The sequence below is a fragment of the Kitasatospora sp. NPDC056181 genome (assembly GCF_042266225.1).
Lineage (GTDB): Bacteria > Actinomycetota > Actinomycetes > Streptomycetales > Streptomycetaceae > Kitasatospora.
Genome location: NZ_JBHJUK010000198.1, coordinates 1 through 12,537, shown reverse-complemented (window position 1 = coordinate 12,537; position 12,537 = coordinate 1). Strand labels below are relative to the sequence as shown.

At 73.4% G+C, this 12,537-nt stretch carries 11 protein-coding genes, 1 tRNA gene and 1 pseudogene; 4 read left to right on the top strand and 9 right to left on the bottom strand.

The features are described from left to right. Positions 1-237: 237 nt before the first annotated feature. Complete coding sequence (locus ACFC1F_RS39560; RefSeq protein WP_209416982.1) at positions 238-510, bottom strand: hypothetical protein; 273 nt, start codon at positions 508-510, stop codon at positions 238-240. A 359-nt stretch (positions 511-869) separates the two neighbouring features. Continuing rightward, complete coding sequence (locus ACFC1F_RS39555; RefSeq protein ID WP_376166085.1) at positions 870-1,703, bottom strand: helix-turn-helix domain-containing protein; 834 nt, start codon at positions 1,701-1,703, stop codon at positions 870-872. A gap of 110 nt (positions 1,704-1,813) precedes the next feature. Here ACFC1F_RS39555 and ACFC1F_RS39550 point away from each other — a divergent pair, with 110 nt between their 5' ends. After that, entirely contained in the window at positions 1,814-2,482 is a 669-nt protein-coding gene (locus tag ACFC1F_RS39550) for an alpha/beta fold hydrolase (RefSeq protein WP_376166082.1), read from the top strand. 29 nt (positions 2,483-2,511) lie between these two features. On the opposite strand, the gene ACFC1F_RS39545 is transcribed toward ACFC1F_RS39550, so the two are convergent. The 7 genes from ACFC1F_RS39545 to ACFC1F_RS39515 all read right to left on the bottom strand — a co-directional run bounded on the left by ACFC1F_RS39545 (position 2,512) and on the right by ACFC1F_RS39515 (position 10,776). Then, positions 2,512-3,534, bottom strand: coding sequence for a TolB-like translocation protein (locus tag ACFC1F_RS39545; RefSeq protein WP_376166080.1), 1,023 nt, complete (start codon positions 3,532-3,534; stop codon positions 2,512-2,514). Between the two features lie 36 nt (positions 3,535-3,570). After that, positions 3,571-4,857: an MFS transporter gene (locus ACFC1F_RS39540; protein WP_376166077.1), complete on the bottom strand. Its 1,287-nt coding sequence runs from the start codon at positions 4,855-4,857 to the stop codon at positions 3,571-3,573. 2 nt (positions 4,858-4,859) lie between these two features. Continuing rightward, complete coding sequence (locus tag ACFC1F_RS39535) at positions 4,860-5,756, bottom strand: alkaline phosphatase family protein (RefSeq protein ID WP_376166074.1); 897 nt, start codon at positions 5,754-5,756, stop codon at positions 4,860-4,862. A gap of 32 nt (positions 5,757-5,788) precedes the next feature. Beyond that, positions 5,789-7,060 carry a S8 family peptidase gene (locus ACFC1F_RS39530; protein ID WP_376166071.1) on the bottom strand — a complete coding sequence of 424 codons (1,272 nt, stop codon included), beginning with the start codon at positions 7,058-7,060 and terminating at the stop codon, positions 5,789-5,791. Positions 7,061-7,359: 299 nt separating this feature from the next. Beyond that, positions 7,360-8,337, bottom strand: a complete 978-nt coding sequence (locus ACFC1F_RS39525) for a helix-turn-helix domain-containing protein (RefSeq protein WP_376166069.1) — start codon at positions 8,335-8,337, stop codon at positions 7,360-7,362. Positions 8,338-8,907: 570 nt separating this feature from the next. Then, positions 8,908-10,323 (bottom strand): LuxR C-terminal-related transcriptional regulator, encoded by a 1,416-nt coding sequence (locus ACFC1F_RS39520; RefSeq protein WP_376166067.1) that lies wholly within the window; start codon positions 10,321-10,323, stop codon positions 8,908-8,910. 24 nt (positions 10,324-10,347) lie between these two features. Continuing rightward, a complete protein-coding gene (locus ACFC1F_RS39515; protein ID WP_376166065.1) occupies positions 10,348-10,776 on the bottom strand; it encodes a hypothetical protein in 429 nt (142 codons plus the stop codon). Positions 10,777-10,831: 55 nt separating this feature from the next. Here ACFC1F_RS39515 and ACFC1F_RS39510 point away from each other — a divergent pair. The 3 genes and pseudogenes from ACFC1F_RS39510 to ACFC1F_RS39500 all read left to right on the top strand — a co-directional run. Then, positions 10,832-11,131, top strand: a pseudogene (locus tag ACFC1F_RS39510) (Cmx/CmrA family chloramphenicol efflux MFS transporter); the annotation flags it as partial. Continuing rightward, positions 11,131-11,436 (top strand): hypothetical protein, encoded by a 306-nt coding sequence (locus tag ACFC1F_RS39505; protein WP_376166063.1) that lies wholly within the window; start codon positions 11,131-11,133, stop codon positions 11,434-11,436. The pseudogene ACFC1F_RS39510 and the gene ACFC1F_RS39505, both read left to right, overlap by 1 nt. Before the next feature lie 1,026 nt (positions 11,437-12,462). Then, positions 12,463-12,534, top strand: a tRNA-Gln gene (locus ACFC1F_RS39500). The last annotated feature ends 3 nt before the right edge of the window (positions 12,535-12,537 follow it).

Genomic DNA, 12,537 nt, shown 5'->3' with positions numbered 1-12,537 from the left:
CCGGCACCCACCTCATCCGCCATGCCCTACCAACGAGCCACCCCGGCGGCGGCACCGGGCGCACCCCGGGCTGGGGCATTGACGGCCCAGCAGGGCGTCGGCCAGCGGCAGAGCCACGACCACCGGAGACCCGGTCAGCGCTGTCAGTGTCAGTGGCAGTCGCTACCGTGAACCCGCTCCGAGAAAGCCCACGAAGGCCGCCACCGACGGGTGGCGGCCTTCTGGCCGATCAGAGGCTCAGGCGCTGTCGCCCTCCCAGTCCCAGTACCGGCCGTTGCCCGGCCGCGGCCCGTAGTGAGCGCGCCCGCCCGCGCCATAGGCGCCGATCTCGGTGGCCAGCGCAGCGCCGTCGTCAAGCTCTTCCCGGCTCCAGCCGGTCACGTCCAGCAGCAGCCCGTCGAGCGGGCCGGCCACCAGCTCCCGGTAGACACGGCCCGGCCGCGGCCCCGGATCCGGATCGTCGTGGTCCGCACCGTACACCCGGCCCCGCATCAGCGCATCGTCGTCCATGCCGCCCAGCATCCCGGCCACCACCGACACCCAGCCGTCCGAACTGTCGGCCGCGCGCAGCCGACCCGGCGCCCGTACGGTCCGAGTCGATCGCCACCAGCGAGCCCACCTTCGACCAGGTCGCCGACGAGCACTTGCTGGAGAGGGCGTATTTTCCCGGGCGGGCGTTCGCCTGTGCGCCTGGATCTGGCCGATCGCGCCGGCCGATCAGCGGCCGCTGTCCTGATGCGCGTGCGGTAACCGTCAGCGTGCCGTGCCCGGCGACCGCGTGGCGCGCACATGATGGGGCCGACGACGTAGTAGCGGTCCGGCCGGTAGTCCCCCCGTCCGATCCCAGCGGAGCCATGGACCACACCGCATCAGTCCCCACGCCGGCGGCCCGCACATGATGTCGTCGGGACCTGAGCTGCCCGGTAGCGGCCCGGGGTCGTTCCGACCACAGCGCTGAACGCCGCGATGAAGCCGCTGGGGTTGGCCCAGCCGCAGGCATGGGCGGTCCGGACGGTGTCGTGGCCGTCGGCGAGGAGCACCAGCGCGTGGTGGACGCGCAGTTGGGTGCGCCACTCGTAGAAGGTCATGCCGAGCTCGGCGCGGAACAGTCGACTGAGGGTGCGGGAGCCGGCCCCGACCTCCCGCCCGAGTTCGGCCAGCGTGGCGTCGTCCGCCGGATTCTTGGCCAGCCTCCGGGCGACGGCCCGCAACCGGTCGTCCCGCGGCTCCGGCAGGTGCAGCGGCTGCTCGGGGGCTTCGCGAAGTTCGTCGACGAGGACGCGCAGCAGGCGGGTGCGCGCGGTGCGGCGGTGGCCGGGCGCGGCGCCGTCGTGATCGCGGGGGCGGGTCAGGGCGAGCAGGACTTCGCGGGCGAGGCCCGAGGCCTCGAAGACGACGGGACGGTCCGGTACAAGCCGGGCGAGGGACGGCGGGAGGAAGACGATCCGCATGTCGGTGTCGCCGTGCGCACGGTGACGGTGCGTGAACCCGGCCGGGGTCCAGGCGACCCGGTTGGCGGGAACGATCCAGCTGCCGTGCTCCGTGTGGAGCGTCAGGACGCCGCCGGCCGCGTACACCAGGTGTCCCCGGGGGTGCGACTGCGCCGCGCTCGCTCCGCCGGACGGCCAGAGGTGGCGCCCGCCGGACGGCCACAGCTGGGACGTCGCACCGGCGGGTCGGCGAGGTTGGCGGGGAACGGGCATCTCCTGGCAGCGTAGCGCTAACCCGCCGCGCCCCGATCCGGCGAGGGTGGTCTCCGTACCGAGTGCTCGTCAGCCGCACTGCCCGCGGCTGGGAACGGAAGGAGAAGCACATGGCGACGTTCGTCCTGGTGCCGGGCGCCTGGAAGGGCGCCTGGTCGTTCGAGGCGGTGGTTCCGCTGCTGGAACGCGCCGGTCACGCGGTCCACGCCCTGACGCTGACCGGGCTGGGGCCGGACGACGACGAGGCGACGGTGGCGACCGCCGACCTCGACACGCACGCCGGGGACGTCCTGCGCCACCTCGACCGCCACCGCCTCACCGGCGTGACGCTGGTCGGCCACAGCTACGCCGGGATGGTGATCGCGGCCGCTGCCGACCGCGCCGGCGGCCGGATCGCACGCCTGGTGCACCTGGACGCCTACGTGCCGCGCGACGGCGAGTCCTGCTGGTCGGCGACCAACGCGCACTTCCGGGAGGTCTTCGCGACCGGCGCCGCGGCCACCGGCTTCACCGTGCGGCCGCCGGACGGCGGCGATCCCCGGCGTCGGCCGCATCCGCTCGCCTCGTTCCTGCAGGCGGTCCGGCTGACCGGCGCGGTCGACCAGGTCCCCCGGCGGGAGTTCGTCCACTGCTCGGGGTGGGCGGACCGGACGCCGTTCACCGAACTGCGCACCAGGCTGCTCGCCGACCCCGGGTGGCGGGTCCACGACCTCCCGACCGGGCACGACGCCATGCACGAGGCGCCGGAGGCGGTCGCCGCGCTGCTGCTCGCCGACTGACGCCCCCGCTTGTCCGGCCGTGCGCCGGGTCACCGGACGACAGCGGGGGCGAGCGCGGCGGCGACGAGCAGGGCAGGGCTGCCGGTGCCGTCGGCGAGGACTGTCCACAGGTCGCTGCCGTCGTCGCCCGGGAGGGCGTAGGCGAGGGTGCGGTCGTCGAGCCACAGGGCCTGGTCGTCGATGGTGCGCTGCTCCGCGGTCACGGTCTCGGTCATGGTCGCCAGGTCGAGGACGTACAGCCGCCAGGGGGCGTCGTCGGGCAGTCCGTGGACCCGCTTCTTGTAGGCGACGCGGGAGCCGTCGGGCGACAGGGACGGGCATTCGACGTTGCCGTGCAGGGTGGTGAGGGTGCGGGCGACGGCGTCGCCGGCGACCAGCCAGGTGTGCCCGCCGGTGGCGAGGGTGGCGTAGAAGTGCTCGTCGTCGGCGAAGGTGACGCCCCAGATGTTGGTGTCGGCGGCGTGGTAGGGGTGGCCGTCCAGGGTTATGGCGTAGCTCTCCAGGTCGTCCTGCAGCGTCCAGGTGCGGGTGTCGAGGATCGAGGTGCGGGTGGAGAAGTCGGTGCCGGCGTAGGAGTCACCGCCGACGAAGACCGTCCAGGCGACGAGGTGGCCCGACGGCGACACCCGGGCGCGGGTGGGGATGCCGGCCAGGTCGTAGTGGCGCCGCTCGTTCAGGTCGGCGTCGAGGACGACCGCGCGGTAGGTGTCCTGCAGGACGCCGTGGACGGCCTGCAGGCAGATTCCGGTGCCGGCGGCGGCGTGGAAGCGCAGGCAGGCGGGCGCCGCCACCGTCCGGGTCGCGGCGGGGTCGGCGAGCGGGACCGCGGCGAGGTGGTCGCGCCGGGAGCCCCAGGTCAGGCTGCGGAAGACCAGTCGCGGCCCGTCGCCGTGCGGCCCGAGGGTGACGGCGCCCGCCCTGGCCGGCGGCCCGTCCCCCGCCCGGTCGCCGCCCCGGGCCGGGTCCCCGGCACGCAGGACGGTCCAGACACCGGCCCCGAGGAGCAGGGCGGCGGCAACCAGCAGGACGAGGAGACGGCGGCCGAAGGTCATGCGCGGGGGCCTCTTCCGGTCATCGGGGGACGGGGATCAGTGGGTGGCAGGGCGGTCGGCGGTCGCCCGCTCCGGGTCGCCGGTGATGCGGCCCAGCAGGCGGACGGCGACGGTGACGGCGGCGGTGAGGGCGGCGGCCATCACGGCCAGGGCGGTGGTGTCGCCCCACCGGGTCCACAGCGCGCCGACCGCGAGCGAGCAGAGGAAGCGCCCGGCGGCCTGGCCGGTGCCGACCAGGGCGAGGCCGGCGCCGCGCCGCTCCTCGGGAACGGCGCCCGCCGCGACGGCGGCCAGGGTGCCGTCGGTGGCGGCGTAGAAGAGTCCGTGCAGGAGCAGGACCGCGGCGGCGGGCGAGAGGCCGCCGCCGGGGAGAGCGAGCAGCAGTCCGTAGCCGGTAAGCAGGGCGGCGTGCCCGAGCACGAACGCGCGCCGGCGTCCGATCCGGTCGGCGATCGCGCCGAGCGGGACGGCGAGCAGCAGGTAGACGGCGGCGGTGCCGAGCGGCAGTAACGGGAACCAGCCCGCGGGGAGGTGGAGGCGGCGCTGCAGCAGCAGGTAGAGGAAGGAGTCGCTGACGGTGGCGAGTCCGAGCAGGGCGGCGCAGGCGGTGATCCGGCGCAGGGCGGGCAGGCGGAGCAGTACGCCGAGCCGTGGGCGCGGTCCGCGGGCCCGCAGGGTGGGGCGGAGGCTGCGGCCGGGGACGAGGAGGACCAGGACGAGCACGCCGAGGGCGGCGACGTACGAGCTGACGGTGAAGACGGCGCGGTAGGCGCCGGGGGCGGTGCGCAGGATGAGGAAGGCGAGCAGGGGGCCGCTGAGTGCGCCGACAGTGTCCATCGCCCGGTGGACGCCGAAGGCGCGGCCGCGCCGTTCGGGCGGGGTGGCGAGCGAGATCATGGCGTCGCGGGGTGCGGTGCGCAGGCCTTTGCCGACCCGGTCGGCGGCGAGGACGAGGCCGATCAGCGACGCGGTGGAGACCAGCAGCAGGGCCGGGCGGCAGAGCGCGGAGAGGCCGTAGCCGGCAGCGGCGACGGCCTTGTGGCGGCCGCCGCCCCGGTCGCCGAGGAGGCCGCCGAGCAGGCGCAGGGTGGCGGAGGCGCCGCTGAAGAGGCCGTCCAGCACACCGAAGCCGAGCGGGGAGACGCCGAGGGCGGCGACCAAGTAGAGCGGCAGGACGGCGGTGACCATCTCGGAGGAGACGTCGGTGACCAGGCTGACCGTGCCGAGGGCGAGGACGGTGGGGGCGATCCGCGCGGACCGCCCCGGCCCGGGGGCCGGGGCGGCGGCGGACGCCGCGGGGCGTCGGCTGTCCGCGAGGTACACGGTCAGTTCCAGACGCCGGCGATGTCGGTGGCGTTGGCGGCCTTGCCGGCGTGCTTGCCGGTCCCGGCGAGGTCCTCCAGGGTGCGGAGCACGTCGTAGTGGTTGTACTTGGTGGTCGGTGCGCTGCCGGGCTTGACGGGCTGTCCGTACAGCACGGTGGGGATCTGGTTGCCGCTCTGCTTGTCGTCCTCGTCGTAGGTGACGATCAGCAGGCTGTTGTGGGTCCTGGCCCAGTTCGCGTACGCGCCGAGGTTGCTCTGGATCCAGCTGTCGCCGGTGCCCACGCTGCAGTCGTGCATGTCGGAGCAGAGGTTGGGGGTGACGAAGGAGACCGCGGGCAGCTCGGTGAAGTCGCCCGGGAACTGCGCGAACGTGTGGCCGGTGTCGGTGGGCACGTTCTTGAACGCGAACCAGGGGCTGTGCTTCTGGGCGTACTTGCCGCTCTTGCAGGTGGTGGAGCCCTCGCGGGGAAGCGACTCGTTGTAGCTGCCCCAGGTCCTGCCGGCCGCGATCACCTCGGAGGCGAGGTTGGCGGCGGTCATCGAGCCGGCCTTGTAGCAGCTGTCGTCGGTGATGCCCTGGGTGCTGCCGGAGAAGACGGCGAAGTAGTTGGGCTGGCTGGGATGGGTGATGCCGTACGAGGCCTTGAGGACGGCGCCGCCCGTGGCGAGCGAGTTCAGGTACGGCGCGTCGCTGCTGCCGATGATCTGCTTGTACGCGTGGTTCTCCATCATGACCACGACCACGTGGTCCGGCTTCGGCATCGTGGTCGACGCCGAGGCCGAGCCGATGCCCACCAGGGTGGTGGCGAGGCTGCCCGCCACGGCCGTGGGCACGGCGACGGCGAGGGCGATCTTCTTGCGGCTGCAGCGGTGGCGGCCGGTGGTGGGGTTGGACACGGTTTCCTCCTGGGTCGGGTGTTGGTCGGGGGTCACTTGGTGGGGTTGTCGCCCAGGCTCTTGACGTAGAGGAGCCGGTTGGGGGTGTTGGTGCCGGCGCTGCCGATCTTGCCGGTGGTGGCAGCCTTGATCAGCGCGTCCTGGACCTGGGCGGGGGTGGCCGTGGGGTGGGCCGACAGGTAGAGCGCCGCGGCGCCGGTGACGTGCGGCGCGGCCATCGAGGTGCCGGTCAGGTTGTGGCTGTCGTTGTCCCCGGTGTTCCAGGCCGACGTGATGCCGGTGCCGGGGGCGAACAGGTCGGTGCACGAGCCCCAGTTGGAGTCCGAGCGCCGCTGGTCGTCGGAGGTGGAGTTGTTCACGACGACGGCCTCGGCGATGTCGCCGGGCGAGTTCTTGCAGGCGTCGGCGTTGCTGTTGCCGGAGGAGACCACCCAGGTGACGCCGGAGGCGATGGAGTCGCGGATCGCCTTGTCCTCGGCGGAGCTGACGCCGCCGTTGATGCTCATGTTGACCACGGCCGGCTTGACGGCGTGCTTGGTGATCCAGTCAGCGGCGGAGACGACGGAGGAGGTGGGGATGGAGTCGTTGCAGGGGGTGACCCGCACGGAGACCAGCTGCACGCCCTTGGCCACGCCGTAGTCCTTGCCGCCGACCGTGCCCGCGACGTGGGTGCCGTGGCCGAGGCAGTCGGCGCCGTTGCGGCCGTCGCCGACCAGGTCCACCCCGATGACGGCCCGGCCGCCGAACTGGCTGTGGGTGGTGCGCAGTCCGCTGTCGACCAGGTAGACGGTGACGTTGGAGGCGGTGTTCGGCGCGGTGTAGCTGTTGTCCAGCGGCAGGTTGCGCTGGTCGATCCGGTCCAGGCCCCAGCCGGCCACCGACGCCGCCTGCGCGGCCTCCGGCGCGGCGTCCAGGTGCTGGGTGCTGTCCTGCTCCACCGAGGCGACCGCGGGGTCGGACGCCACCTGCCGTGCCTGGGCCGGGCTCATCTCGGCGGCGTAGCCGTGCAGCGCGGTGTCGAACACGGTGCGGACGGTGCCGCCGTAGGTGTGCGCCAGCCGGTCGGCGACGGACGCGGCGGCGGGGTCCGGGGCCGCCGTGCCCGGTGCGGTGTCGTCCTTGAACACCACCAGGTAGCGGCCGGCTATCGGGTCGCCGGGCGTCCGGACCTCCTCGGCGGCCCGTTGACTGGCGCTCGCCGGGTTGATGACCACGGCGGCGGCCGCGGCGGCGACGACGGTGGTGGCGGCCACGGTGGTGAGTTTCGTCCTGCGGGCATGGCGGCGTGCGCGGTACAGGGGCACGGTGATTCCTCGGGGGGAGTGTGCGGCGGGGTCCGCCGACGCGGGGAGCGGGGTACCGGCGGCGGCTTCCGGGCCGTCGACCGGGGTTCGCCGTGGGGGTGGGCGATCACTCCACTCCGGCGGCGGGCCGGGCAACAGAAGTACCGTCAGAAACAGGCCGCCAGAAGCCACTTACCGCCAATGGCGCGGTCTGGCCAGGGAGGTCTCGCACGCGGCGGGGGCGCCCAGGCCGCTCCTGGCCTGCTCCGGGCATGGCGAAGGAGCGGTTCCCGGAGCCCCGGGAACCGCCCGTGACCAGGTCAGATCCAGCCGTTGCGGGCGGCGTGCAGCGCCATCTGGAAGCGGGTGACCGAACCCGCCCGGGAGCTGAGCTGCTCCAGGTGGCGGGAGAGGGTGCGGCGGCTGACGCCCAGCAGCTCGGCGATGGTGTCGTCGGTGACACCGGTGGCGAGCAGTTCGACGATCCGCCGGTGGAGCGGGCTGAGCGCCGACGGCACCCGCTCCCCCAGGTGCATCGGCAGCGCCGCCCGCCACGAGGTCTCGAACAGCCCGGTGAGCGCGGACAGCAGGCTGGACGGATGGACCAGCAGCAGCGAGTCGTTGACCTCGGCCTCGACGAACGACATCGACACGATGGCCAGCCGCCGGTCGAAGACCGTCAGCTTCACCGGCACGGTCGGCAGGATCCGGGCCTGCTCCCCCGCGGCGATGGACGGCTGGATGTTCACCGCGTAGTACGCCGCGTTCTGCACCGCCGATCTGGAGTACACGACCCGGTACTCCACGCCCTGCCTCAGGTTCTCGATCTCGATCGGATTGGCGGAGCCGTTGGTGTGGTACGGCGGCGAGTCGAAGCGCAGCACCTCGCTCTCGGCCGCCTCCTCGATGGTCTCGATCCGCTCGATGATCGAGTCGCCGGTGACCACCTCCACCAGGTTGTCGGTGGGATGCGGGCTCACCGAACGCCGGTACCCGCGGTAGGCGTTGGCGGCCGCCTGCTGGGCCTCGCGCAGCTCCGCGCTGCGGCTGTGCGCCAGGAACTCCAGCGCGACGGTGGGCTCCACCGGTACGTGCCGGTGGAGCCCACCGACGTCCGAGACGGTGACCAGTCCGAGCCGGCGCAGGTGCGCGAGGTGCGCCTCGCTGTCGGGCCCCGGCTCGTCGGGCGGGTGTCCGGTGTCCCCGGATCCGGTGGCGAGCAGCGCCACGTAGACCTCCGCCTCGCGGCGGGTCAGCCCCAGGCGGCACAGGTGTGTCGGCAGGTCCTCGTCGGCCATCGGCGTTCCTCCCCGTGAAGGCGGCCCGCTCCGGCCACACCGGCGGCAGCACGGGACGCGCCTGGTCCCGCCGATGCGTACCGGGGGCCGCTTTCGGCGCATCGTGGCACATACCGGCGAGTAGGTGTCAGACCCGAACACTCACCGCCGAGATCGACAGTGCGACCGGCCCGGGCGCCCCGCGCCCGTCCTCGCCAGTGGCCGCCGTGTGCCACGGCCCGCCCGGCCGACGGTAGACCGGTGGCCACCACCACGGCCGCTCCCCAGGAGTCCCCAGGCGGTTCGGCCCCGGGCGTGCAGTGCGCGTGGCGTGAGACGGGGCCCGGGCACGTCGGAAGCGCGGGGGGCGAAGCCCGCCCGGGGGGGGCTTCGCCCTACTTCCCCGGTTGCCGCGCGGGGCCGGTGGGCGGGGAGGTCCGGGGGTATCCGGGTGATGTGATCTTCCCGCGGTTGTCGGCGCGGGTCGCAGGGCGGGTTCGGCCGGGACACCAAGGTCACAGAACTCGCATGCCACAGCGGCCGGACGGTCACGGCAGTGCGGTCGACTCCGCTGCACCGCAGCGGCTTCCCCTACCCACTGCCCCCGTGACCGGAGTCCGGCCCGTCGTTGCCCGGCGAGAGGATGACGCCCGGGACGTTGGCGCGGGCGACGTCGAGTTTTCGCAGAACCTTGTGGACGTGCTGTTCGACGGTCCGTGGGGAGAGGAATAGCGCTTGGGCTATCTCCTTGTTGGTGGCGCCGCGGGCCAGGTACCGGGCCACTTGGAGTTCGCGCGGTGACAGTTTGTTGCCGTAGCCCGCCCGCCCGCGCGGCTGCGGTCGGATCGCGCCCAGCCGGCGCAGGGCGTGGGTGCAGCGGCCTGCGTCCCACTCGGCGCGCAGTCCTTCGTAGGTCGCGAGGGCCCGATGAAGGAGGTCAACTGCCTTGTCAGGTGAGGCGTCGGACAGCGCGTCGGCGCAGTCCTCCATCGCCAGAGCCGTGTCGTAGGGGCGTGCAATTGCCTGGCGGGCGGTGAGCGCCTGCTCGAAGTGGGCGACACGGGCGGCGCCGGAGGCCAGGAGCCCTCGTGCCGTGTGCAGGGCGGCATGGGCCGCGGGTGTGTCACAGTCCGCCGTGGCCGTCTCGGCGCTCGCCGTGACGTCGCGCGCCGTGCCGGTGTTGCCGAGCGACAGAGCGGTGCGGACGACAACCGGGATCAACGGGTGGCCCGCGGCCCAGTGGTCGGTGGCCCCCATCTGGGCCAGCGGGCGCTCCAGTAGTGCCCAGGAAGCCTCGGGGTCGTCCTGGGTGAGGCGGACCCTGGCGATCCACGCCGCAGCCTCCCACAGCACGTGTCGGCTGGTACCGCTGCGCACGATGTCGGTGAGCGACTCCAGGCCCTGCACGAGGTCGCCACGTGCCACGGCGGTGGCGCCGGCGATCAGCTTGTCCTCCCATTGCACGGTGACGAGGTCGGGGTAGTCGGAGCGCAGGGCGTCCTGCTCAGCCTGCGCCGCGTCCCAGTGCCCCTGCCGCCAGGAGGTGTGGAACAGGGTGCCGCGGGCGTAGCCGGTGAGGATGTCCGACTCCAGCTGCAGCCCCAACTGGCATGCCTCGTGCGCCAGGCGCCGGGCCCGGTCGTCGTGGCCAAGGAGCGCGGCGGCCTCGCCGCCGTTGTAGAGGCCGCGGGCGGTCTCGAACAGGATGGGCTCGGGCCCAAGGCGGGGAAGTGCGTCAAGTTCGGCCCACACCCCGGGATCACCACGCGAGGCCAGGCAGGACAGTTTGTTGACGGTGAAGGCGGCCCGGGCCGCTGCATCGCCGCTGCCTGCCAGCAACCGCTCGGCACGCTCCAGCCACTGCCGCTGTTCCTGGGCGGGGGTGTCGTCCATCAGGGCCAGCGCGACCATCGCACGCGATGCCTTCTCCGGCCGCTCCTCCCCCAGTTCCCCGATCGCCTGCTCCAGCTGACGACGCCCGTCAGGGTCGTCGTCCTGGTTGACCATCAGCCGCCCGAGGGTCAGCCGGATCTAGCCGCTCACAGTCGCCGGCAGCTGCGGATCGTGCAGGATGCGCTTGAGGAGCGCGGTACTTCGGCGGTACTCGATCCGCGTCACCACCGCCTCGCTGAGCGCCACCGCCGCGCGGGCACGGTCGTCAGCGGCCAGGTTCGGGTGCTGAAGGATGTCGTTGAGGAGCACCACCGCCGTGCCGTCGTCCCTGACGGCCGCGGCCTGCTCGGCCGCCGCCTGCGCATACCGCAGCCAGCCCGCCGCATCGCCCGCCGCCCGCGCGTGGTGGGCGATCTTCACCAGCGGCGGCGACGGCTCCTCCCCGAGCACGCCGACAGCCCTGCGGTGCATCCCCGTGCGCACCGGCCCGGGGATGTCGTCGTAGACCGCCTGCCGGTACAACACGTGATGGAACCCGTACGACAGACCGGGGAACTCACCCAGCACGCCCCTGCGCAGCACCTCCGTGAGCGCCGCCCGCGCATCGTGCGCGCCCAGGTCCGCTCTGCTTGCCCTCGTGTTCGTTCAAGGCGCGCTGTCGTTCGCGCTGGGCAGCACGCTGATCACGAGGGTCCTCTACGAGGCGGCGGGAGCCCCCACCATGGCCGGCTCGTATGCGACGGCGGCACTCAACGTGGGCGCCGCCGTCGGACCGCTCGTCGCCGCGACCACCCTCGGCACCGCGGCCGGGGACTTCGGACCACTGTGGGTGAGTGGGCTCCTGATCGCTGTCGCGCTGCTCATCGCGTTTCCCCTCCGTACTGTGATCGCCACTGGCCGACGCGCCGAGGTGCTCCAGTGATGCATTCCACCGCCGTCCTGCCGCCGCACGGCAAGTTCGACCCGCTCCCGTTCGCCGCCGGCCTGTGCCTGCGCGACGTGACCCAAGCGATCCAGCCGCATGAGGACGGCGCTCGCACGCTGTGGCTCTACTCGCTCACCGTTCCGGCCTGGGCCGCCGTCACCTTCCGTGAAGGCGAGGCCGTGCACCTGGTCCGCCAGTTCGGCGGCCGCCGTCTGTGGGACGACTTCGAGCGGGCCCTCATCTGGTGGCACCAGGCGGGCGAACCCGGAGTCGAGTGTCTCGGACTCACCATCACCCCGTAGGGCTGGCAGACTTGGCTGGACGGCCCCGACCAGCAGATCTGACCAGCCCTCGGCCCGACCTGGTGCGGCCCGGTGTTGTGCGAGCCCTCCTCGCGGCGCCGGGCCCGCCGACCTGCTTCATCTGCCGCCTGCATGCGCGGCGCCGGCCGGCGCCGGTGGCGAGGCTGCCGCAGCCCAGTCTCAGCAGCTCCGCAGCGGCGAGCGGATTCGATGTCGGTGCCGACCGCGATGAGCGCCGGGGACGGTGCTGCCGAAGGCCCCGGCCTTCCGGGCGGGCCGGTGCCGCGGGACTGCCGTGCGGGAGGGTGGAGACGGGCCGGGCGGCCGTTGCCGGCCCGCGGCACCACTCGTGACGAGCCGTCGAGGCCCGCCTGCGGTGTGCGTTCCGAATGCGGCTGAGGCCGGGGGACCGGGCGTTCGCCCGCGAAAGCGGCTCTCGCGGGCGCATCCGCGATCACAGACCCCACCCCGGTTCCCGGGCGCCGGGCTGCGCTTGCCTGGGGGCGGGCGGGGACAGCTGCCCGGCCCTGTTCCCGGCGGCGCCCGCGGGAGGTTTGCGGTCCGCCAGCCCGCGGGCTGCCGGACCGGAGACCGGGCGGGATCGTGTCGCTCACGCGGGCGCAGACAGAGACGTGGGGGTGTGCCGGTCATCGGCTTGAGTAGTTCGGGCAGGGGGAGGGCGTTTTGAGGAGGGATCCGGCCGCTGACCGGAGGTCTTCGGCGTGGCGGGCGAGGGGGCGCCGGGCAGGCGGGACGCTGCGGCCCGGGCGCGGGCCCGGCGGCTTGGTGCCCGCCAACGGTAAATGCGTTGCCCTGCCCGGCGGCGGTGCGCCACAGTGGACCCATCGCGCCGGATGACCAGGAAGGAGCGCGACGATGAACGGCTTCACCTGCTTCTCGTATCAGCGCTCCTCGAGTTCACAGTTCTGCGGGACGTCCTCGTGGTGCGCTGACCGGCCTTGATGCCGGGCCGCCCCGGGGACCGTTCCCCGCCCGGGCGGCCCTTCTTCGTATGTGCCGCCACCGTGCCGGATGGTGCAACTGGCAGCACACCTGACTCTGGATCAGGCGATCGGGGTTCGAATCCTCGTCCGGCAGCGC